22 protein-coding genes are annotated in these 21,864 nt (G+C 37.2%); 16 read left to right on the forward strand and 6 right to left on the reverse strand.

The window, feature by feature from the left end; all coding sequences use genetic code 11:
* The first annotated feature begins 4 nt into the window (after positions 1 to 4).
* On the forward strand, positions 5 to 1,183 hold the full coding sequence (gene megL, locus DN392_RS02700) for a methionine gamma-lyase (RefSeq protein ID WP_000726592.1): 1,179 nt from the start codon (positions 5 to 7) through the stop codon (positions 1,181 to 1,183).
* Between the two features lie 62 nt (positions 1,184 to 1,245).
* On the opposite strand, the gene DN392_RS02705 is transcribed toward megL, so the two are convergent.
* Positions 1,246 to 1,725: a GAF domain-containing protein gene (locus DN392_RS02705; RefSeq protein WP_061673030.1), complete on the reverse strand. Its 480-nt coding sequence runs from the start codon at positions 1,723 to 1,725 to the stop codon at positions 1,246 to 1,248.
* A 147-nt stretch (positions 1,726 to 1,872) separates the two neighbouring features.
* On the opposite strand from DN392_RS02705, the gene refZ reads away from it, so the two are divergent.
* Positions 1,873 to 2,511 (forward strand): forespore capture DNA-binding protein RefZ, encoded by a 639-nt coding sequence (gene refZ, locus DN392_RS02710; protein WP_000814937.1) that lies wholly within the window; start codon positions 1,873 to 1,875, stop codon positions 2,509 to 2,511.
* Between the two features lie 11 nt (positions 2,512 to 2,522).
* Here refZ and DN392_RS02715 read toward each other — a convergent pair whose 3' ends face one another.
* Positions 2,523 to 3,467 carry a DMT family transporter gene (locus DN392_RS02715; RefSeq protein ID WP_000358806.1) on the reverse strand — a complete coding sequence of 315 codons (945 nt, stop codon included), beginning with the start codon at positions 3,465 to 3,467 and terminating at the stop codon, positions 2,523 to 2,525.
* Positions 3,468 to 3,591: 124 nt separating this feature from the next.
* Here DN392_RS02715 and DN392_RS02720 point away from each other — a divergent pair, with 124 nt between their 5' ends.
* The 8 genes from DN392_RS02720 to DN392_RS02755 all read left to right on the forward strand — a co-directional run bounded on the left by DN392_RS02720 (position 3,592) and on the right by DN392_RS02755 (position 13,175).
* On the forward strand, positions 3,592 to 4,434 hold the full coding sequence (locus DN392_RS02720) for a LysR family transcriptional regulator (protein ID WP_088321496.1): 843 nt from the start codon (positions 3,592 to 3,594) through the stop codon (positions 4,432 to 4,434).
* Between the two features lie 207 nt (positions 4,435 to 4,641).
* Positions 4,642 to 6,354, forward strand: a complete 1,713-nt coding sequence (gene ezrA / locus DN392_RS02725; RefSeq protein WP_048562111.1) for a septation ring formation regulator EzrA — start codon at positions 4,642 to 4,644, stop codon at positions 6,352 to 6,354.
* Positions 6,355 to 6,581: 227 nt separating this feature from the next.
* Positions 6,582 to 7,724: a cysteine desulfurase family protein gene (locus tag DN392_RS02730; protein WP_048562112.1), complete on the forward strand. Its 1,143-nt coding sequence runs from the start codon at positions 6,582 to 6,584 to the stop codon at positions 7,722 to 7,724.
* 6 nt (positions 7,725 to 7,730) lie between these two features.
* Positions 7,731 to 8,945, forward strand: a complete 1,215-nt coding sequence (gene thiI / locus DN392_RS02735; RefSeq protein WP_000989273.1) for a tRNA uracil 4-sulfurtransferase ThiI — start codon at positions 7,731 to 7,733, stop codon at positions 8,943 to 8,945.
* Between the two features lie 80 nt (positions 8,946 to 9,025).
* Complete coding sequence (locus tag DN392_RS02740; RefSeq protein WP_000091639.1) at positions 9,026 to 9,223, forward strand: alpha/beta-type small acid-soluble spore protein; 198 nt, start codon at positions 9,026 to 9,028, stop codon at positions 9,221 to 9,223.
* A gap of 176 nt (positions 9,224 to 9,399) precedes the next feature.
* Positions 9,400 to 10,986: an acyl-CoA synthetase MbcS gene (gene mbcS, locus DN392_RS02745; RefSeq protein ID WP_061673027.1), complete on the forward strand. Its 1,587-nt coding sequence runs from the start codon at positions 9,400 to 9,402 to the stop codon at positions 10,984 to 10,986.
* Positions 10,987 to 11,088: 102 nt separating this feature from the next.
* Positions 11,089 to 11,520: a VOC family protein gene (locus tag DN392_RS02750; RefSeq protein WP_000600353.1), complete on the forward strand. Its 432-nt coding sequence runs from the start codon at positions 11,089 to 11,091 to the stop codon at positions 11,518 to 11,520.
* 86 nt (positions 11,521 to 11,606) lie between these two features.
* Positions 11,607 to 13,175, forward strand: coding sequence for an amidohydrolase (locus DN392_RS02755; RefSeq protein WP_061673026.1), 1,569 nt, complete (start codon positions 11,607 to 11,609; stop codon positions 13,173 to 13,175).
* A gap of 315 nt (positions 13,176 to 13,490) precedes the next feature.
* Here DN392_RS02755 and DN392_RS02760 read toward each other — a convergent pair whose 3' ends face one another.
* Positions 13,491 to 14,294: an NAD kinase gene (locus DN392_RS02760; protein WP_000785181.1), complete on the reverse strand. Its 804-nt coding sequence runs from the start codon at positions 14,292 to 14,294 to the stop codon at positions 13,491 to 13,493.
* Positions 14,295 to 14,499: 205 nt separating this feature from the next.
* Here DN392_RS02760 and DN392_RS02765 point away from each other — a divergent pair, with 205 nt between their 5' ends.
* The 5 genes from DN392_RS02765 (at position 14,500) to ackA (ending at position 18,860) form a co-directional block, all read left to right on the forward strand.
* A complete protein-coding gene (locus tag DN392_RS02765; RefSeq protein WP_002107586.1) occupies positions 14,500 to 15,138 on the forward strand; it encodes a DUF2953 domain-containing protein in 639 nt (212 codons plus the stop codon).
* Positions 15,139 to 15,150: 12 nt separating this feature from the next.
* A complete protein-coding gene (gene ytfJ / locus DN392_RS02770; protein WP_000350005.1) occupies positions 15,151 to 15,546 on the forward strand; it encodes a GerW family sporulation protein in 396 nt (131 codons plus the stop codon).
* A 134-nt stretch (positions 15,547 to 15,680) separates the two neighbouring features.
* Positions 15,681 to 16,181: a thiol peroxidase gene (gene tpx / locus DN392_RS02775; protein WP_000024522.1), complete on the forward strand. Its 501-nt coding sequence runs from the start codon at positions 15,681 to 15,683 to the stop codon at positions 16,179 to 16,181.
* Between the two features lie 199 nt (positions 16,182 to 16,380).
* Positions 16,381 to 17,367 carry a class I SAM-dependent methyltransferase gene (locus DN392_RS02780; protein ID WP_000084362.1) on the forward strand — a complete coding sequence of 329 codons (987 nt, stop codon included), beginning with the start codon at positions 16,381 to 16,383 and terminating at the stop codon, positions 17,365 to 17,367.
* A gap of 299 nt (positions 17,368 to 17,666) precedes the next feature.
* Positions 17,667 to 18,860, forward strand: coding sequence for an acetate kinase (gene ackA, locus DN392_RS02785; RefSeq protein WP_000034572.1), 1,194 nt, complete (start codon positions 17,667 to 17,669; stop codon positions 18,858 to 18,860).
* Positions 18,861 to 18,888: 28 nt separating this feature from the next.
* Here ackA and DN392_RS02790 read toward each other — a convergent pair whose 3' ends face one another.
* On the reverse strand, positions 18,889 to 19,323 hold the full coding sequence (locus DN392_RS02790) for an NUDIX hydrolase (protein ID WP_048565770.1): 435 nt from the start codon (positions 19,321 to 19,323) through the stop codon (positions 18,889 to 18,891).
* Positions 19,324 to 19,394: 71 nt separating this feature from the next.
* Positions 19,395 to 20,030 carry a DUF1796 family putative cysteine peptidase gene (locus tag DN392_RS02795; RefSeq protein WP_061673025.1) on the reverse strand — a complete coding sequence of 212 codons (636 nt, stop codon included), beginning with the start codon at positions 20,028 to 20,030 and terminating at the stop codon, positions 19,395 to 19,397.
* 137 nt (positions 20,031 to 20,167) lie between these two features.
* Here DN392_RS02795 and DN392_RS02800 point away from each other — a divergent pair, with 137 nt between their 5' ends.
* Complete coding sequence (locus tag DN392_RS02800) at positions 20,168 to 21,001, forward strand: EcsC family protein (protein ID WP_001256866.1); 834 nt, start codon at positions 20,168 to 20,170, stop codon at positions 20,999 to 21,001.
* A gap of 31 nt (positions 21,002 to 21,032) precedes the next feature.
* Here the strand turns inward: DN392_RS02800 and DN392_RS02805 are convergent, their stop codons facing one another.
* On the reverse strand, positions 21,033 to 21,695 hold the full coding sequence (locus DN392_RS02805; protein ID WP_001244522.1) for a YitT family protein: 663 nt from the start codon (positions 21,693 to 21,695) through the stop codon (positions 21,033 to 21,035).
* Positions 21,696 to 21,864 lie beyond the last annotated feature (169 nt).

The raw sequence follows: 21,864 nt of genomic DNA on the forward strand, positions 1-21,864 counted from the left end.
TTTTATGAAAAAGAAACATATGGAGACAGCGTTAATTCATCACGGGTATACATCTGAGGAACATAAAGGAAGTTTAACACCACCGTTATTTCAAACGTCTACATTTACATTTGAGACTGCGCAGCAAGGAGAGGCGAGTTTTGCGGGAGTAGATCCGTCTTATATTTACTCAAGACTTGGAAATCCAACTGTAAAATTATTTGAAGAACGTATGGCGGTGTTAGAAGGAGGAGAAGAAGCACTTGCTTTCGGATCCGGTATGGCAGCTATTTCAGCAACTTTAATTGGTTTTCTAAAGGCTGGAGATCATATTATTTGTTCAAATGGATTATACGGATGCACGTACGGTTTTTTAGAAGTGTTAGAAGAAAAATTTATGATTACGCATTCGTTTTGTGATATGGAGACAGAGGATGATATTGAAAATAAAATCCGCCCAAATACAAAGCTTATTTTCGTTGAAACACCGATTAATCCGACAATGAAATTAATTGATTTAAAACAAGTGATTCGGGTTGCGAAGCGAAATGGCTTACTTGTTATTGTTGATAATACGTTTTGTTCACCTTATTTACAAAGACCACTTGAGCTGGGCTGTGACGCGGTTGTTCATAGTGCGACAAAATATATCGGTGGTCACGGTGATGTTGTGGCAGGTGTAACGATTTGTAAAACGAAAGCGTTAGCAGAACAAATTCGCCCGATGCGAAAAGATATCGGCGGTATTATGGCGCCGTTTGATGCATGGTTATTGTTACGCGGATTAAAGACGTTAGCGGTAAGAATGGACCGCCATTGTGATAATGCAGAAAAAATTGTATCGTTCCTCAAAAATCATGATGCGGTAGAAGGTGTTTGGTATCCAGAAGGGGAGTTAGCATCTCGCCAAATGAAACGGGGCGGCGGTGTGATTTCTTTTTCAGTAAAAGGCGGAAAAGAAGAGACGCAAGCGTTTATCAATGACCTTCACTTTATTACAATTGCCGTAAGTTTAGGGGATACAGAAACGTTAATTCAGCATCCGGCAACGATGACGCACGCTGCGATTCCAGCTGAGCTAAGACAAGAAATGGGTATTTACGATAATTTAATACGTTTATCTGTCGGTTTAGAATCATGGGAGGATATCGTTTTTGATTTAGAACAGGCACTAAAGAAAATATCTACTGTTAGTAATCAATAAAAAAGAGTGAGCTATCGGTTTCGTACGTGATGTACGCAATCGATAACTCGCTCTTTTCTTTTTTAAATATGTTTTAGGAGTGTTTCCACAAACTTTTCTAAATAGCGCTGATCTACTTCATCAAAACGATTTTTTTCAGGGCTATCAATATCAAGTACTCCAACGACAGTTCCTTCTTTCACGATTGGTACAACGATTTCTGAATTCGAAGCACTGTCGCAAGCGATATGTCCTGGGAATTGGTGAACGTCTGCTACAAGCTGCGTTGTTTTTGTTTCAGCTGCAACGCCGCAAACGCCTCGTCCAAATGGAATGCGCACGCAAGCAGGCATTCCTTGGAAAGGTCCAAGAACAAGCTGATTTCCTTCTGTTACATAAAAGCCAACCCAATTCACACGATCTAAAAATTGATTTAATAATGCGGACGCATTTGATAAGTTTGCGACTACGTTCGGTTCGCCAGTTAATAATGCATCCAGTTGTTTAATTACTGTCTCGTATTGTTCTTCACGAGAACCTGCATAACTTTCTTTTGTAAACATGGAAACAACTCCCTTTTTATCGAGATGTGTAAAATATTAGCAAAATACGATGTATTTCACATGACTTTGTCGATAGAAAATTAAAGGAATTTGTCTTAAAAGTCAAGAAATTTAAACTATAGCTGTTCAGTGAGAGGAAGTGAGCGCATGAAACAGACGAAACAAAAAGTAATTGATGCGGCAATATCGTTGTTTAACACGAAAGGTTATGATGGAACGTCGGTGCGAGAAATTGCAAAGCGAGCGGATGTGAATGTAGCGAATATTTCATATTATTTTGCTGGAAAGCAAGGTTTATTAGAACAGCTTATTACTGACTTTTTAGAAGGATATATTCATGTGATTGAAATGTCGTTCGAACAGAGGGAATATTTGTCGGCTAAAGATGTGATGGTACAAATGGTGCGCGGAATTTTACGATATCAATTTGAAAATAGGGAGCTGACACGTTTCTTCTACCGAGAGCTTTCACTTGATACGACATTAATTCGCGAAGTGATGACCATTTACTTTTCTAAAGAAAGATATTATATAGAGCAAATGATTAGACAGGGACAAATAAAGCAGGAATTTAAAAAGGTATCTTTTACAATGTTTATGACGCAATTAAAAGGCATGATGAATATGCCGTTTTTATATCCGCAATATATATCAGAAGTGCTGCATTCTTTTCCGTCTGAGACATTTTTCATAGAAATGTACACGAAAGAAATTGAGCAATGGATGGAGCAAACATTATGTATAACGAATATGTACTATGAATTGCCAAGAGCTGTTCATATGTGAAAAATCCCCACCTAACGAAATGAGGTGGGGATTTTTGTGCTTTCTTTCCTTTGCCATACATTGTTGCATAAGAGCGCGATAATTGTTAGTGAGGCTCCGGCAATTTCAATTTTGTCGACTGTATAACCTCGAAAGATGGAACCGATAAGTGCAAGTACAGGAACTAAATTCATAAATAATATGCCGTTAATAGATGAAATATAGCGATTTCCTGTGTTCCAGCAAAATACAGCGATAACACCTGCAACAATCGACATATACAAGAGTTCAAAACGAACGCTCATAATGGTACGAAGTGACGGCATAGTAACGATGTTTGTGTAAGTGAAGAAAGTGACGATAACGATGAGTGAAACTGAGCCGAATAAACAAGTTAACGTCGTATACCTGAGTGGTGACCAAGATTGAAAACGAGCACCACCGTTCGTATAAATGACCCAGCAAGTAACGCCGCATAGCATAAGTATATTTGTTGAGAGGTGACTGGCAGCTCCAAATAATAAGTGAATATTTCCTTTTGAAATGACAAGCATAACACCGAGCAATGCAACGAACATACAAAGGAATGTGTAGTTTTGTGGGCGTTTGTTTTTTGTTATCCACTGCAATAATAAAGCGATGAGCGGCATAAGAGATTGAATCATCGCAGCATGGATGGCCCCAGAAGGCCCGGCAAGTTGTTGGCCGTAAAAAATGAGAAAACCATATCCAGCGAAACCGACTGTTCCGTAAAAGAATAACGAAAGTGTTCTTTTTTCTAAGTGGAGTGAAGTTTTTCCTTCAGTAATGAATAGCAAAATAAGAAAAATAATAGCTGCTGATCCGTATCGGATAGTTGTGAAGAAGAACGGATCGATAAACTGCAGAGCATTTGCCATGACAGGAAACATAAATCCCCAAGCCGTTACGGCAAGTAAGCATAGGAGGGATCCGAGTAGCATTTGTTTTTTGTCCAAGAGTATCTTTCCCCTTTTCATTTCGTTATAGTAAGTTGATGAAATAAGTATAAAGAGTAATTGTTTATAGAAGGAAATATCGATTTTTTATGACAGTTATAACTTTTTGTTAGAGGTGTGTACGATGGATTTGGAGGCAGTACGATCGTTTATTGAAGTGAAGAATACGCGCAGTTTATCAAAGGCGAGTAAGCTTTTACATATTTCTCAACCGGCGCTTAGTAAGCAAATTCAAAGGTTAGAAGCGGATTTAGAGGTTACTTTACTCAAGCGTTCCGCGCAAGGAGTGGAATTAACAGAAGCTGGAGAGTTATTTATAACAAGGATGTTACCGATTTTGGAACACATATATGAAGTGAAAGCTGAAATGAAGACTTTTCAGGAGAAGCGGAAAATTTCTATAGGCATATTGCCAAGTTTAGCAGCTCATTACATATCAAAATGTAAAGATGTATTAGGTGAAGGATTCGAAGTAGAATGGAAAATTGAGCATACGAAAGTACTAATGGGACTCTTTAAAGAACGGAAGATTGAAGCGATGTTCGTCGATTCAATAGTAGAAGGCGCTACGTGTATAAAAGAAATGCGAGAAGAAAAAATTGTTTGTGTCGTTTCAAATGATCATCTTTATAAAGAGAAAACAGTGATCCGAATGGAAGATTTGCAAAATGAAAAGTTAATCGTATACCCAGAAATCTGTGATGTAAGGAAAATGATTACGAATATGTTTCAGGGGATAGGTGCGAAACCAATCATTGCATTTGAAACTTCTTATGCAGAACCGATGCTTGCAATGGTCGGAGCTGGACTTGGTATTACGTTACTTCCAGAAATGGTAGTAGAGCAAGCGGTAAAGCAAGGGAATGTATATGCAATTTCTATTGAACCACCACTTGTGCGCAAAATTTATTTCGTATCTCATATGAAAGAGAACCTGTTATTACAATCATTTGATGATGGGAGATAATCCAAACAGAAGATTGAGAAAGATTACAATTGCATTGAAAGAAACATGAAATTTTAAAAAAAACTAGGTCAAAAACAAGCCATTACATGGTATGATTAGTACATTGTTAGTTGTTAAATATAGGGGAATTCCCTTTTTATACATAATGCCTTCCATTTCATAAACGGAACGGACAAAAAAAGAGATATAACTAGGAGGCTTTTTTGCATGGATTCTATCCTGACGATCGTTATCATTGTAGTAAGCTCTATTCTAGTGCTGCTCATGATAGAGCTTGTGATAAGAAATCGTTCATATAAAGATATTGAAGCACTGGAGCAGTGGAAACAAGAGATAAAAGATAAGCCTGTGGCAGATGAACTAAAACGGGTGAAAGACTTAAATATGACAGGTCAAACAGAAGAACTGTTTGGTAAATGGCGTGAAGAATGGGATGAGATTGTATCAACAACCCTTCCGAAAGCAGACAAAGATTTAGCGCAAGCGCGAAAATTCGCCTCGCAATTCTCCTTCCGAAAAGCAAAGCATGCGATGAATGAATCCATAAGTGGTTTAGATGACGCTGATAATCGTATTACAGACATTTTAAATGAATTACAGCAATTGTTAGAAAGCCATGAAAAAAATAGCTCGGAAATTGAAGGGTTACGTGATACATATCGTAGTATGAAGAAGAGTGTTCTTGCTCATAGACATATGTATGGAGCAGCAGAACAGAAAATCGAAGAAATGCTAGACGTTGAATCTAATAAGTTTAAAAGCTTTGAAGAGGCAACAGATAATGGCGACTATTTAAAAGCGAGAGAAATTGTTATTAGTTTGGAAGAAGGTTTGGCAAACTTAGAAATCATTATTCACCAAATTCCAGATTTATTGGTAGAGTGTCAAGCGACGTTACCAGTTCAGCTGGAAGATTTATTACACGGACATAATGATATGGTAAGACAAGGTTATGTATTAGAGTATTTGGAAGTCCCTAAAGAAGTTCGTGATATGACGACACAACTACACACATGTTTAATGGATATACAGGAGCTTCATATAACGGAAGCAGCTGAAAAAGTAGAAAACTTAAAAACGCGTTTAGACGGCTTCTATGATCAATTAGAACAAGAAGTACATGCGAGACATTATGTGGAGCAAAAAACACTTTCTGTTTATGAAGACTTAGAAGAAATTCGCATTGAAACGATTGAAACAAAAGCAGAAACACAACTTGTGAAACAAAGTTATCAGTTACAAGATAAGGACATTGAGTCTCAAAAAGTAATTGAAAAGCAAATGCACATTTTAATGAAACGTTTTGAAATGCTGCAATTACGCGTTGCGGAACAAGATATTGCCTTCTCTATTATTCGTGAGGAACTAGAAGAGGTTTATGAGCAATGTGAAACGTTAAAAGTACTTCATGCAGAATATAAAGAAATGCTGCAAACGATGCGTAAAGAAGAATTTGAAGCGCGTGAGAAGTTACAAGAAATGCGAAATATCATTTTTGAAACGAAACGTTTTATGCAAAAGTCGAATTTGCCAGGTCTTCCAGAAAGCATTATGGAAGATTTACAAAGAGGACAAATGGCAATGCAAGCTGTATATGAACAGTTAGAAGTGAAACCGTTAAATATGAACGCTGTAAATAGCAGTTTAGAAGAAGCGTACACAACTGTTAATGGTGTAGCTGAAATGACAGAAGAGTTAATTGGACAAGCGTATTTAGTTGAAAAATTAATTCAATACGGTAATCGTTACCGCAGTCATGATGAGAACCTTGCAGAGAGCTTAAATTATGCGGAGAAATTATTCCGTGAATATCAATACGATGCAGCTTTAGAACAAGCGGCTTCTGTACTAGAGCAACTTGAACCTGGCGTTGTTCAAAAAATAGCTGAATATGTAGACAATGAACAAACCCTTTCATAAGGGTTTGTTTTTTTGTGTAATTTTGGGGACGATGTTGCTATAATGAATAGCGGAATACAGTAAGGTTATTCGTTTTAAAATATAGTGAAACTGTAGTCAGTAGGGCATCCTGACGAATTATCGGCCTTCACAATCGGGATAAAATGGAACCTTTGAGTAGTCTTAGCGTAATTACACGTATTTGTGATATGATTATATGATGTGATAGCGCTGAAAGGGGAAGAACGATGATCTATTTTGATAATAGTGCGACGACGAAGCCATATCCAGAGGCCCTTCAATCGTACGTAACGGTTGCTGGGAAATATTTTGGAAACCCTTCTTCTATTCATTCGCTTGGGGGAGAGGCAGAGCGTCTATTAACACAATCAAGAACGATTGCAGCGCAGCTTCTTCACGTTAAACCTTCTGAGGTTATTTTCACATCAGGTGGAACGGAAGGGAATAACCTTGCGATTAAAGGAATAGCGATGAGGAATCGTTCGCGCGGTAAACATATCATTACAACAAATATTGAACACGCGTCTGTGTTTGAAGCATATAAACAATTAGAAGATCTCGGTTTTGATGTAACATATTTACCGGTTAATGAGCATGGTGTTGTATCGGTAGAGGATGTAAAACGAGCACTTCGTGAAGATACGATTCTTGTGTCAATTATTCACGTGAACAACGAGACTGGAGCAATTCAGCCTGTTGCTGAAATTGGAACGTTATTATCGAACTATCCGAAAATAAGATTCCATGTGGACCATGTACAAGGGATAGGAAAAGTACCGCTTGATTTATATGCTTCTCATATTGATCTTTGCTCAATATCTGGACATAAATTCCACAGTGTAAAAGGAACGGGTCTTCTTTATGTACGTGATGGCGTAAGGTTAGATCCAATTTTATCAGGTGGTCAACAAGAGCTTAAGTATCGCTCTGGTACAGAAAACTTACCTGGCATTGTAGCGATGGTGAAAGCACTTCGCATGACAATGGAACAAGTGAAAGAAAAGATAGCTCATTTGCACAATTTACAAACAGAGCTTGTCCGTTTTTTGAAAGAGATGGAAGATGTAACAATCAATACGTCGCTTGCATATGCAGCACCGCACATTTTAAATGTGTCATTTGTTGGTTTAAAACCAGAAGTGGTCGTTCATGCTTTAGAAGAGCACGGTGTATATGTATCGACGAAGTCTGCTTGTTCTTCAAAAGCAAATGAAGTGAGCAGAGTGTTAGTGTCAATGGGAGTACCCCATGCCGCTGCTGCAAGTGCTATTCGTATTAGTTTGGCACCAGAAAACACGATGGAAGAAGTAAAACAATTTGAAGGTATTGTGAAAGAGACGATGCCAAAATTATATGAAGTGATGAGGTAAAGGAATATGATGACATATGAATATATTTTAGTTCGTTATGGAGAGATGACGACTAAAGGTAAAAACCGCTCTAAATTTGTAAGCACATTGAAAGATAACGTAAAGTTCAAACTGAAAAAGTTCCCAAATATTAAAATCGATGCAACGCATGACCGTATGTACATTCAATTAAATGGCGAAGACCATGAAGCAATTTCTGAAAGATTGAAAGATGTATTCGGTATTCATAAGTTTAACTTAGCGATGAAAGTACCATCAGAATTAGAAGATATTAAAAAGGGTGCATTAGCAGCTTTCTTACAAGTAAAAGATGATGTGAAAACATTTAAAATTACAGTGCACCGTTCTGATAAGCGCTTCCCAATGAAGACGATGGAGTTACTTCCAGAAATCGGTGGACACATTTTAGAAAATACAGAGGATATCACAGTAGATGTTCATAATCCAGATGTGAATGTACGTATAGAAATTCGCAGTGGTTACAGCTATATTATGTGTGGTGAGCATATGGGAGCTGGCGGTTTACCAGTTGGCGTTGGCGGAAAAGTAATGGTACTTCTTTCTGGTGGTATCGATAGCCCAGTAGCAACGTACTTAACGATGAAACGCGGCGTGTCTGTGGAAGCAGTTCATTTCCATAGCCCACCTTTCACAAGCGAGCGTGCAAAACAAAAAGTAATCGATTTAGCACAAGAGTTAACGAAGTACTGTAAACGTGTAACGCTTCACCTTGTTCCATTTACAGAAGTGCAAAAAACGATTAATAAAGAAATTCCATCTAGCTATTCAATGACAGTTATGCGCCGTATGATGATGCGTATTACAGAGCGTATTGCAGAGGAACGTAATGCACTTGCAATCACGACTGGTGAAAGTCTTGGACAAGTAGCAAGCCAAACGTTAGATAGTATGCATACAATTAACGAAGTAACAAACTATCCGGTTATTCGTCCACTTATTACGATGGATAAATTAGAAATTATTAAAATTGCTGAAGAAATCGGCACATATGATATTTCAATTCGTCCGTACGAAGATTGCTGTACAGTATTCACACCAGCAAGCCCAGCGACGAAGCCGAAGCGTGAAAAAGCGAATCGTTTTGAAGCGAAATACGATTTCACACCATTAATCGATGAAGCTGTAGCGAACAAAGAAACAATGGTATTACAAACGGTAGAAGTAGTGGCGGAAGAAGAAAAATTCGAAGAACTTTTCTAAAACCATAAATTACCAAATATAAAACGTGTATGAAGTCATGTTATTTATCACACTCTATACTCACAAGGAGGTGATATAACATGTCACGTAGCACAAATAAATTAGCGGTTCCTGGTGCTGAATCAGCATTAGACCAAATGAAATACGAAATCGCTCAAGAGTTTGGTGTTCAACTTGGAGCAGATGCAACAGCTCGCGCTAACGGTTCTGTTGGTGGTGAAATCACTAAACGTCTAGTTTCACTAGCTGAGCAACAATTAGGCGGTTTCCAAAAATAATCCCATATATGATGGCTTAGAAAGAGCGGGTTCTCCCGCTCTTTCTTTTTGTTGTTTGCACAGTTATACATTCATTTCGACATAGATATAAAAAATTTGTCAAAAGAAGAGGGTTCAAAATTGACTGAAAATTCTTTATTATATAAGGGAGGCATAGAAATGGAGGAGGATATTGTATGAAGAGAGAAGAATTGTTGGCGCCAGCGTCTTATAATTTAGTTTCTGAAATAGAGAAATATACAAGTGATAAAGAGAAGCTTGCTTTAATTTGGCAAGATGATAAAGGGTATAGACGAGAAGTTACATACGCTGAGTTAATGAAAGGCGCGAATAAAATTGGAAACGCTTTTATAAAGAGTGGTTTGCAAAAAGGGGACAAGCTCCTCATTATGATGCCACGTTTAATTGAAGCGTACATGACGTATATCGCTGCGATTAAAGCAGGATTTGTCGTAATTCCGAGTTCGGAAATGTTACGCAAGAAGGATATCGAATATCGCATTGGGCACGGGGAAGTAAAAGCAATCGTAAGTTATGAGCCGTACATTGGGCAGTTTGATGATATAGAAGCGATGGAATCTCTTCAAAAATTCGTTCTGAGCGAGCAGTCAGTAGATGGATGGATTAATTTAAAAACAGCGTTAGAAACAGAAAGTGACCTGTTAGAAATGGCGAAGACAGATAAAGAAGATATGGTCTTTTTATCTTACACGTCAGGGACGACAGGAAATCCAAAAGGTGTTGTTCATACGCATGCATGGGCATACGCTCATTTACGTACGAGCGCTCCAAATTGGCTCGGGATTGAAGAGAATGATGTTGTATGGGCGACGGCTAGTCCAGGTTGGCAAAAGTGGATTTGGAGCCCGTTTGTAGCAACTCTCGGTTCAGGTGCAACAGGATTTGTATACCACGGTAAGTTTGAGCCAAAAACGTATTTAAACTTATTAGGTGATAATAAGGTGAATGTGCTTTGTTGTACGCCAACTGAGTATAGATTAATGGCAAAGGTAGAAGACTTAAGCCAGTACAATTTAGAAGCGTTACATAGCGCTGTATCCGCAGGTGAGCCGTTAAATAGAGAAGTCATTGAAACGTTCCAAAAGCACTTTAATATTACAGTAAGAGACGGCTATGGGCAAACGGAAAACACATTACTTGTTGGTGTAATGAAAGGAATGGATATTAGACCAGGATCAATGGGAAAACCAACGCCAGGCAACCACGTTGATATTGTAGATGAGGAAGGTATTCCGGTAAAGGTAGGAGAAGTTGGTGATATCGCAGTTCACATTGAAACACCAGCCCTCTTTAAACAATATTATAAAGACGATGAGCGCACAGCGATGCAATTCCGCGGTGATTATTATATTACCGGTGATAAAGCGAAGAAAGATGAAGAAGGCTATTTCTGGTTTGAAGGGCGCGGTGATGATATTATTATTAGCTCTGGTTATACAATTGGGCCGTTTGAAGTAGAAGATGCACTCGTAAAACATCCTTATGTAAGAGAGTGTGCGGTTGTCGCAAGCCCTGATGAAATTCGCGGAAGTGTCGTGAAGGCATTTATCGTATTAAGAGAGAATTTAGACAAGAACGAAGAAACATTAATTCCAGTACTCCAACAACACGTCAAAGAACTTACTGCACCATATAAATACCCTCGCAAAATTGAATTTGTAGATGAACTACCAAAAACGATTTCCGGAAAAATTCGCCGTATTGAACTTAGAAAACAAGAGATGGAGATTCCGTCAAAATAATTTTGAAAACAGTGAAGGAAATAGTTGAATGAAATGGCAAACAATGATAATATAAAAACGAACACAAGTTCGATTTTATAAACTTAAAAAAGAGGTGTCCGTATGATTTTAGGTATTAATCCGTACTTAGTTTTAGATGGTAGTGGGCAAGAGGCTGTACAGTTTTATAAAGAGGCGTTAGACGCAAAAGTAGAAGTCATGCAAACTTTTGGTGACATGCCTGAAAATCCAGAATACCCGATTCCAGCTGAAGCAAAAGAGCGCGTTTTACATGCTACTTTAAAAGTTGGTAATACGGACCTTATGATTTCTGATACATTCCCAGGTCAAGGGCATGCAATCGGATCTCAAGTAACAATTGCAATTCAAATTAGTAATGCAGAAAAAGCAAAAGAAGTATTCGAAAAGTTACAAGAGGGTGGAGAAGTTATTATGCCACTTCAAGAAACATTCTGGAGCCCAGCATACGGACAACTAAAAGATAAATTTAGCATTGAATGGCAAATTACAACGAATCCTACTGAACAAAATTAATTTTTGGAAAAGCACCATTTTTAATCGGAATGGTGCTTTTTTTATACGGATTAATTTCGTAGACTTAAGGAAAAGGGGATGAGTATATGGGAGAGATTTGGTATGGCGGCACCATTTACACGATGCGAGAAGAGAATGAAAAAGTAGAAGCTATTTATGTTGAAAAGGGTATGATCGTTGATGCCGGGAGTAAGGAAGAACTAGAAAGCAAATATTCAGACGTGAAGTTGTGCGACTTAAAAGGGAAAACGATGATTCCAGGTCTCGTTGATAGTCATATGCATCTTATTGGTCATGGAGAGAGATTACTTCGTTTAGATTTATCAAACTGTACATCTTATAGCGAAGTGCTGACTCTTGTGCGGGAGCGAGTGGAAGAAGCTCCAAAGGGCTCTTGGATTATTGGAGAAGGCTGGAATGAAAATAACTTTACAGATACAAAACAAGTTCATGTACGTGATTTAGATGAAATTTCTACAGAACATCCAATTTTATTAAAGCGGGTTTGTCGCCACGTTACATGGGTGAATTCATACATATTGCAAGAAGCGAACATAACAGAAACGACGCAAGACCCGAAAGGAGGAAAAGTCGGCCGGGACGCATTGAATAATGTAACAGGGCTTTTATATGAACAAGGACAAGAACTAATAAAACATGTTCAGCCTGAAATTGATGAAGCCTACTTACAAAGAGCTCTGCAAACAGCGATAAAAGACTGTTGGCAATATGGACTCGTTGGTGGGCATACGGAAGATTTAAATTATTACGGTGGTTTTAGAAAAACGCATAATGCGTTTTCTCATGTTATAAAAGAAATGCCATTTAAAGCGCACTTGCTCGTTCACCATGAAGTGGCACATGAGCGAAAAGGATATGAAAATGAGCATTATATTGAATTTGGTGCGATGAAAATTTTTTCTGATGGCTCTTTTGGCGGAAGAACAGCTTTATTAAGTGAACCGTATGAAGATGCGCAGGAAACAAATGGAGTTGCAATCTTCTCACGTGAAGAGCTTGCGGAGTTAGTGAAAAAAGCACGTGATTTCCATATGCCAGTTGCGATTCATACAATCGGTGATTTATCGCTTGAATATGTCATTGATGCACTTGAATTATATCCACCAGTAGAAGGATTACGCGACCGCATTATTCATTGTCAGTTAGCTCGTGAAGAGTTGATTGAGAGAATGCAACACTTGACGGCTATTATCGATATTCAGCCCGTCTTTGTGTCATCGGACTTCCCATCGGTCATTGAAAAACTAGGCGAGCATCGTCTTCGTTATGCATACGCTTGGAAGACGTTACTGGAAGCAGGATTACACTGCAACGGTGGGTCTGACGCACCAATTGAACAAGTGAATCCGTTTTTAGGCATATATAGCGCTGTTACACGTAGAAGTTTTATTGACGGTTTATGCTATATGCCAGAGGAAAGATTAACGGTATATGAGGCTGTCTCTTTATTTACGACAGGAAGTGCCTATGCAATTGGAAAAGAAGCGAAGAGAGGACAAATTACAAAAGGATATGAAGCGGACTTTACGATATTAGCCCGCAATATTTTTGAAATAGAAGCAGAAGAAATAAAAGAATTACAAGCAGAAATGACTGTAATTGATGGGGAGATTGTTTATAGGAAAGATGTCTAAAAGTTTGAGGAAACGGCCTGAAAATACATTTTGGTGTTGCTTCCTCTTTTTAGATAGGTTGATGATATTGTTAATTTTTGTCGGTAAATTGATATTTTGGTTAAAATCGTTGATATATTTTGACTTGTGATAGATATATTCGAAAAATCGTTGATATATTTTGAGTTACGATAGATATATTTGAAAAGTCGTTGATATAATTTCATATACTGTTGTCCTGTTCCAAAATATTTTGTGAAACAGCGTTAAGTTGCATGTGATAAATAAATAACCCTCGAATTATGGAAATCCCATAATTCGAGGGTTATTTGATTACTATAAAAACGTTCTCTGTACTTTTTCCCAGAAGGAATTGTTTTTTAATTTAACTGTTTTAATTTGTTTATCGCTTAAGCGTACAACAGCTTTTTCCACTTGTTTAATGCTAAGCGCTTCATTATCCAGACCGATAACAGGATAATCGTTACCGTCTGGTTTTAGTTTTAAAGTTAATGTGCGTTCGTGATTTAAAATGAACGGTGAACCGAGCGTACGGTATGTGTTGTTATTTAATGATGCTAGTTCGCTTACTTGGAAGCACGGAATAAGTGGGTCAACAACCGCGCCATGTAATGATTTATTGTAAGCTGTACTTCCTGTTGGGGTGGAAACAACTAAACCGTCCCCTCTAAATGTTTCGAAATATAGATCATCAACGTGAACATCTACAACGAATGTTTTAATGATACTAGAACGTAATGAGAACTCATTTAAACAATAGAAAGATGTACTGTGATCTACATCTACCTGAATTGTTGGATATTTTCGCACTTCAATTTCATTTTTTGTAATTTCTTGAAGGGCTGTATCAACGTGATCAATATGGAAATCGCAGTAGAACGAAATTTCATCTTTCGTAGAAATCCCTGCGTATAAGCAATCTTCTCTAAAACCAGTTTTACGAACGGCTTGTAAGAAAGTTGCATCATCTCCAACACTGACGATAGCGTTTGCATTTTTTGGATGATCTAATATGGTGAATCCATTCTCTTCTAAAATACGATAGATTGGTTTCATTTTTTCAACGAGCGTTGCTTTGTCATCACCATAAAAGAAAAATAAATTGCGACGATCTGCCATTATGTATCCCTCCACTGCAGTTAAATTTTCTGTTCTTCGTGCTACATATCATCCAAATACGTTCCCCGACGATATGTTCAAATAATATATTTCGATATAAAATGTCAAAATCCTTTTTTATTTTTAGAAAAATTTTTATATTCAATCTTAAAGGATTCTGTTTAATGATGAATAAACTTGTCGATAATGGGTACGGAGTGAAAGGATGATACGTATGAAGTGGCTCGTGATTGGAATAATAATTCTTCTCCTTTTTATTTTGCTTATACTATTGTCGAAAATAAAGCTTAAAGTGACATTTTTATATTCAGAAATGGAAAAGCAATGTTTGTTTCAAGTGAAAATATGGATGATTCGATATACGTTTGATGTATTGGAAAGAATTGAAAAACAACAGAAAAAGACAGGGCAGAAAATCGAAAAAGCTGAAAAAGACGGTGGATTAGATAATAAAATTATGGCGCAACTTGATAGTATGGGGGAGCTGATAAAAAAGCTACAAGAAGTTCATACTATTGTTAAAGATTTTCTCAAACGAGTGAAAATCAATGGGTGGAAATGGCATACGCAAATTGGAGCAGGCGACGCAGCTAGCACTGGAATTGTCACTGGATATGCATGGGGGACAAAAGGAATGGCTGCTGGAGTTGTAGGACAATATATGCATATTGTAGACGTACCAGAATTTGAAATTACTCCTGTTTTTCAAGGGAAAGGATTTGCATCAAGATGTGAGTTAACGGCATCTTTTCGCATATTTCGTGCTATAAGAACAGGGATCAAATTACTCGTATTTATGAGAAGACAAAGATCTGGTACGACTGAAAAATCTGTTCAAGCATAGGGGGGATATAGAATGGACCATCCAATTCAAGGTTTAATGACAACCGCAATGCAGCATTTAAAACAAATGACTGATGTAAATACAATTGTTGGTGATCCGATTAAAGCGGCAGATGGAAGTGTAATTCTTACCGTTTCGAAAGTTAGTTTCGGATTCGCCGCCGGTGGAAGTGAATTTGGTAAAGTAGAACATTCAGGCCGTCATCCATTTGGCGGGGGAAGTGGTGGAGGAGTTTCTATTAATCCTGTTGCTTTTCTTGTTATAAATGGAGAAGGTGTAAAAGTGTTGCATTTAGATAAGCAAACACACGTCATCGATAAAATAATTGAATTAGCGCCACAAGCTGTTGATAAAGTGAAGGAAATGATGGATAAACGAAAAGAAGACGATCCTGAATTTCAAATTTAACAAATAAAGAAGCTAATCAATGGATTAGCTTCTTTAATTTTTTTGTAAATAAAGCGATTTTATTTGCATTATCGATAGGGACAAACTATCATTTACAGTGTACATATTTTGTTTAAATAAGGGAGGATTTTCAAGTGGCAAACGTAACTTTTAAAGGTAACCCAATGACTTTAGTTGGAACAGAAGTTAAAGTTGGCGATCAAGCGCCAAAATTCCAAGTATTAGCAAATGACTTATCTCCAGTAAGTTTAGAAACATACAAAGGCGAAGTAAAATTAATTAGTGTTGTACCTTCAATCGACACAGGTGTGTGTGATGCACAAACACGTCGTTTTAACCAAGATGCAGCAGGTATTGAAAACGCGAAAGTATTAACAATTAGCGCTGACCTACCATTCGCTCAAAAACGTTGGTGTGCAGCAAACGGTTTAGAAAATGTTGTAACACTTTCTGACCACCGTGACCTTTCATTCGGTGAAGCTTACGGCTTAGTAATGAAAGAGCTTCGTTTACTTGCTCGTGCAGTATTCGTAGTAGATAGCAACGACAAAGTAGTTTACGCAGAATACGTAAGCGAAGGTACAAGCCATCCAAACTATGAAGCAGCATTAGAAGCAGCTAAAGCGGCAAAATAATGTGAAAGAAATGACCTCTTATAAAGAGGTCGTTTTTTCTCATGTATTGCTGCGTAATGGTACCAATATATGAGAAAAAACGTTATATCATATATAACTTAAAGGGGAGCTCTTTGCAGGAGGTCGCTTTTTCTTTTTGGAAAAAAACACTTTGTGGTATGATATAAGTTATGTGTAAAAGAGAGAAGGAGGAATGTACGTGAGTCAGACAGTAGAAACATTATTTTCTATTTTTGATTCTTCTGCGGTAGTTTTACGTAAAGAATTAGATGTAACATATTTAGAGGCGCTTGTAGAAACAGGTGATAACTTGTTTGAAGGAGCAATTTTACAAGAGGAATTATCCGAATCAGCAATTGAAAGGCTGAATCGTGAATATAGTACGTTTAATGAAGAAACATATAAAGGGGAAGAAATTCGTAAAGCATTTCAGTTAGCCATTTTAAAAGGAATGAAAGAAGGCGTACAAGCGAATCACGAAATGACGCCTGATGCAGTTGGAATGTTCATGAGCTACTTATTCCATAAATTTATGCAAGGGCAAAACGAAATTACTGTTTTAGATCCTGCAATTGGAACAGGTAACTTAATGACTACAGTATTTAATAGCGCCAAAGAAGGACTAGCAATGAGTGGATTTGGTGTAGAAGTGGATGAAGTGCTAATTAAACTTGCTTTAGTAAATGCAAATTTACAAAAGCATGCAATCGAATTCTTCCATCAAGATGGACTAGCGCCACTTTATATCGATCCGGTTGATGCAGTCGTTTCAGACTTACCGATTGGTTACTATCCAAATGAAATCGGTGCAAGTGAATATAAGTTAAAAGCAGATGAAGGAATGTCGTATGCCCATCACCTATTTATTGAACAAAGTGTGAAACATACGAAAGAAGGCGGGTACTTATTCTTCCTAGTACCAAACTTCATTTTTGAAAGTGATCAAGCACCCAAATTACATGCATTTATTAAAGAAACATGTTTTATTCAAGGGCTATTACAGCTACCTGTTTCCATGTTTAAAAACGAGAAAAATGCAAAAAGTATATTTGTTCTCCAAAAGAAAGGTCCTAGTGTAACAATGCCAAAACAGGCGTTATTAGTGGAGTTACCTAAATTCTCCAACATGAAGGCGATGGAGAACATTATGGATCAATTAAATACTTGGTTTGCAACCCACAAATAAGGTAAGGTATATGTAACAGGGTTAGTAATTCATGTAGTACAGTTTTATATGATATGTCATATTTTTAAATATATACTAGATTAAACTGAATTTTTTTGAAATCTGTAATATATATTTTTTCTTGGTGTTACAATTTTTTCACTTGAAATATATGTCGGACGATGTTTAAATTAAAATCGTGAGTATAAAATTCACTAATGATGAAACGTTTTCATATTTAGTGAATTTGATCAGATAAAATCGAGCGGTTTGTGGACATATCCACACAACTACCAAGAGAAAAAGGGGCGAAAGACTAGATGTCAAAAATCATCGCGATTAACGCAGGAAGCTCTTCCTTAAAATTCCAATTATTTGAAATGCCAAGTGAAACAGTATTAACAAAAGGTTTAGTAGAACGTATCGGTTTAGAAGATAGTATCTTCACTATTACTGTAGATGGCGAAAAACAAAAAGAAATTACAAATATTCCAGATCATGCAGTAGCAGTAAATATGCTTCTTAAAAAATTAACTGAAAACGGAATCGTTAAGTCTCTAGATGAGATTGGCGGTATCGGTCACCGTGTTGTTCACGGCGGCGAAAAATTTGCTGACTCTGTTTTAATTACTGATGAAGTATTAGCTGATATCGAAGAGTTAAGCGATTTAGCACCACTTCATAACCCAGCAAACCTTGTTGGTATTAAAGCATTCCAAGAAGTATTACCAAACGTACCAGCAGTAGCAGTATTCGATACAGCATTCCACCAAACAATGCCGGAATCTGCATTCTTATACAGCCTACCATATGAGTACTATGAAAAATTCGGTATCCGTAAATACGGTTTCCACGGAACTTCTCATAAATACGTAACTGAGCGTGCGGCTGAATTATTAGGTCGTCCACTTGAAAGCTTAAGCTTACTTTCTTGTCACTTAGGTAACGGTGCAAGTATCGCAGCAGTAGAAGGCGGTAAATCTATCGATACTTCTATGGGCTTCACTCCACTTGCTGGTGTAACAATGGGTACACGTTCTGGTAACCTTGACCCTGCGTTAATTCCATACATCATGGAAAAAACAGGCCAAACAGTAGAAGAAGTAGTTAACGTATTAAACAAGAAGAGTGGTATGTTAGGTCTTACTGGTTACTCTAGTGACCTACGTGACATCATTGCGAAAGAAGAAGAAGGCGACCACCGTGCGAAAGTAGCACTTGATGTATTCGTAAGCCGTATCCACAAATACATCGGTTCTTACACTGCTCGTATGAAAGGTGTAGACGCAATCATCTTCACAGCTGGTGTAGGTGAAAACAGTGCAATTATTCGTGAGCGCGTATTAGAAGGCCTTGAGTACATGGGCGTATACTTCGACGTAAAACGTAATAACGTATTTGGTGAAGAAGCATTCATCAGCTTCCCACACTCTCCAGTAAAAATTATCGTAATTCCAACTGACGAAGAAGTTATGATTGCTCGTGACGTACTACGTCTTGGAGATATTGGTTAATATACTATATGAAAAGAAAGACGAGATCCTATAGGATTTCGTCTTTTTTCTTTTGTATATAATTTAAAATTCCATCTGGATATAGTACTTTCTTCTTCTGAATGAATACTGTAACGGGAATCCATTTCGCATACGATACTGTTTGCTCATCTTGTATATTCATTTTTTCCATTTCATATAGTGATGTGTCTAATAAGCGTAAAGAATATAGCTGAATGATTTCATGACCAATTCCCTCATCTAGCTGAAAGATGTTTTCTAAGCAGCCTAAATAATTGGTGATTTCCACTTCTGTATGAAGCTCTTCTTTAAATTCACGAATAACGGTATGTGCTGATTTTTCACCAAGTTCAATTGAGCCGCCAAGAGGTCGGTAATACGTTTCATCGCCTGTATGATATTCTTGTACGAGAAGGCGACCTTGATGTGTAGCAAGACCAAAAGCCTTTGCACGTAGATACATATATAATCACTCCTTATTTCTTTTGTATAAGGATGATTATAAGGCAGTGTGTAATAAAAAGTATCGTGTATTTAAGCCTGCGGTCTAATCGTAATCCCATCAAATAAGTCATGCCAAAATGCTTCATTGTACTGGTATACATCCATAATAGGGCATTTTATAACGCAAATATTTTGTAATCCCCAATCTTCTTGGGCAACAGTTGGTACATCTGCAGGAAGTAGTAATAGGACAGAGAATTTATGTTTAACTATTTGAGATAAAATTTGTTCCAGAGATCGTGCTTCTTCGTATGTTCCTCCAGTTCGAATAAACAATATGGATTTTTCCATTTCAATTGTAGTTAGAAAACGAGTAATTCGATGCTCATAATTTAGCTTGATTTCTGAATAAGAAGGCCAAGAAGTTGGTGTGTTTACATCTGTTTTAAAGTCGTGACAGGAGTCGATTTCATATAGGTTGTCCCTTAGTCTTAATTTCGCATCATCATCCCAAAATGAGATAAAGGATAAGTTTTCGAAATGTAAAAAACGGTCAAATCGATTTTGTAATAATAAGTTCACTTTTCCTAATGAAGGGCTTAGCATAAAATCAATAACGCCAAAAAATGGTGATAGTCCGAATTGATATAAGGCCCAAGCAGGCCAACAGTTTTGTCCTAAGCTGAATACGGCATTATATTCTTTTTTTATATTGGATAGATTCATGTGATTCATCTCATCCTTTTTGTTAATATTTTATGCCATAAAAAAATGGTATGTGAATGAATATAGACAAGCATATTTGCAAAGAAGAAGCAGAAATATGTTACAATAGAAAAAAATCGAACGAGGTGGTTGTTACGATGCGATCGAAGCGAGAACAAGCCATTTTAGACAATATAAAAGAATGGGAATCGCAATTAGTGGAGCAAGAAGCGACCGATTTTCAAAAAATCTTTGATAAATGGGTACATACGACAATTGCGAAATTGCCTGAGAAAAAACGAAAAGATTTCTTTACGAAAGCAGATGGATGGCTCTTTCATTTGCATGCATTGATTCAAAGTTCACAATCACAGCTAGATGCGCGTAATCGTATTTTAGGAACGTCGAGATTGTTTGATGAATCGATTGAGCAACTAGAAGATTTGAAAGCATTATCTATTGATCAGTTAACATACATAGCAGAGCAGCAAACAGCACGTCATCGCCTATATTCATTCGTACAAGGCGGAGCAACGGGTGCCGGAGGTTTATTATTATTAACGGCTGATTTTCCGGTTATGATTGCGTTAAATGTGAAGGCTGTCCAACTTATTGCAACATCATTTGGGCATGATGTGAACAAGCCTTATGAAATGATGCTTGCATTAAAGGTATTTCATGCGTCATTACTACCAGGAAGACTTCAGCAATACGCATGGTACAATTTATTGCAAGAGCTAGAGCAAGAAGATTCGTTCTTCTACGAAGGAGACGAAACGGTGTTACAACCAGCTTCTACTGAAGTTGTGTTAAAACAAATTTTGAAAACATTTTCGATTTATGCTCTTCGTCGTAAATTATTCCAAGGTATTCCGGTAATTGGAATGGCAATCGGGTCTACAGTGAACTATCGTTTAACAAGAAACGTTACTGAATTTGCAAATAGATTTTATCAAGTGCGCCACATAGTTGAAAAAGAAAAGAGAGCGTAAAAAAAGCGAGAGGCCGAAGCCTTTCGCTTTTTTAATTTGTTGCATGTTTTTTTGGCATTGGAACAGATACTGGTTGCTTTTCCGCTTTTTTTTCTGCTTTTGGATAATAAATTAAATCCAATGTTTTTGCTTGTACGGCAATCGAAAGAATAGTGAAAGCAATTTCTGTCCAATTTAAATAATATAATGAAAGCGCAAGAACAATCGCGTCAAAGACGAAGAAAATTTGCCCAATTGTAAAGCGAGTTCGTTTACTTAATACAATTGTTAAAATATCGTCTCCACCGGTTGCACCGCCAAATCGCAATATAAAACCGAGTCCAATACCAGCTAACGCACCGCCAACTATTGCAGCTACAAATAAATTATTTGATAAATCTACCGTAAATGGAGAATAATTTTCCATAAGAGAATAAAATACTCCGAATGAAATCGAACCTAGGAATGAATAACCAACCATTTTTCTACCTAAAAATGAAGCACACAGTAAAATAATTGGGATATCCATAATTACAGTTGAAATAGATGGTGAAATATCATAAAAATTTTGGATGAATAGTGCAATACCTACAAAGCCACCTTCTGTTAAGTGGTTTTGGAAGTGAATGTGATATAGCGCTGCTGCTAAAATAAATGAACCGATTAAAACCATAAAAACTTCTTTAATAATTTGTCGACTTTGGATGTTCCTCATCGTTATTCCTTCTTTCCGTAGTTAGTAGTCCTTTTTGTGTTGTAAACTAACTACGAGCTCACATGTAGCTTCAGTTAGTTTACTAAAAAAACTAACTACGCTATATGTCGCTGAAGAAATAACGAATAATCCTCTCGTCCATCAATTCTCCCTACCTTCGTTTTAGTTT

The sequence above is a fragment of the Bacillus sp. BB51/4 genome, from assembly GCF_008368845.1.
GTDB lineage: Bacteria > Bacillota > Bacilli > Bacillales > Bacillaceae_G > Bacillus_A > Bacillus_A wiedmannii.

Bases quoted from the DNA above. Each gene is read 5' to 3' on its own strand.
- DN392_RS02760 (WP_000785181.1), bottom strand. From the start codon at position 14,294: ATGGCAGATCGTCGCAATTTATTTTTCTTTTATGGTGATGACAAAGCA.
- megL (WP_000726592.1), top strand. From the start codon at position 5: ATGAAAAAGAAACATATGGAGACAGCGTTAATTCATCACGGGTATACA.
- DN392_RS02740 (WP_000091639.1), top strand. From the start codon at position 9,026: ATGTCACGTAGCACAAATAAATTAGCGGTTCCTGGTGCTGAATCAGCA.
- DN392_RS02765 (WP_002107586.1), top strand. From the start codon at position 14,500: ATGATACGTATGAAGTGGCTCGTGATTGGAATAATAATTCTTCTCCTT.
- DN392_RS02805 (WP_001244522.1), bottom strand. From the start codon at position 21,695: ATGAGGAACATCCAAAGTCGACAAATTATTAAAGAAGTTTTTATGGTT.
- DN392_RS02790 (WP_048565770.1), bottom strand. From the start codon at position 19,323: ATGTATCTACGTGCAAAGGCTTTTGGTCTTGCTACACATCAAGGTCGC.
- DN392_RS02720 (WP_088321496.1), top strand. From the start codon at position 3,592: ATGGATTTGGAGGCAGTACGATCGTTTATTGAAGTGAAGAATACGCGC.
- ytfJ (WP_000350005.1), top strand. From the start codon at position 15,151: ATGGACCATCCAATTCAAGGTTTAATGACAACCGCAATGCAGCATTTA.
- ackA (WP_000034572.1), top strand. From the start codon at position 17,667: ATGTCAAAAATCATCGCGATTAACGCAGGAAGCTCTTCCTTAAAATTC.
- refZ (WP_000814937.1), top strand. From the start codon at position 1,873: ATGAAACAGACGAAACAAAAAGTAATTGATGCGGCAATATCGTTGTTT.
- DN392_RS02705 (WP_061673030.1), bottom strand. From the start codon at position 1,725: ATGTTTACAAAAGAAAGTTATGCAGGTTCTCGTGAAGAACAATACGAG.
- ezrA (WP_048562111.1), top strand. From the start codon at position 4,642: ATGGATTCTATCCTGACGATCGTTATCATTGTAGTAAGCTCTATTCTA.
- DN392_RS02750 (WP_000600353.1), top strand. From the start codon at position 11,089: ATGATTTTAGGTATTAATCCGTACTTAGTTTTAGATGGTAGTGGGCAA.
- DN392_RS02730 (WP_048562112.1), top strand. From the start codon at position 6,582: ATGATCTATTTTGATAATAGTGCGACGACGAAGCCATATCCAGAGGCC.
- DN392_RS02755 (WP_061673026.1), top strand. From the start codon at position 11,607: ATGGGAGAGATTTGGTATGGCGGCACCATTTACACGATGCGAGAAGAG.
- DN392_RS02795 (WP_061673025.1), bottom strand. From the start codon at position 20,030: ATGAATCTATCCAATATAAAAAAAGAATATAATGCCGTATTCAGCTTA.
- thiI (WP_000989273.1), top strand. From the start codon at position 7,731: ATGATGACATATGAATATATTTTAGTTCGTTATGGAGAGATGACGACT.
- mbcS (WP_061673027.1), top strand. From the start codon at position 9,400: ATGAAGAGAGAAGAATTGTTGGCGCCAGCGTCTTATAATTTAGTTTCT.
- DN392_RS02800 (WP_001256866.1), top strand. From the start codon at position 20,168: ATGCGATCGAAGCGAGAACAAGCCATTTTAGACAATATAAAAGAATGG.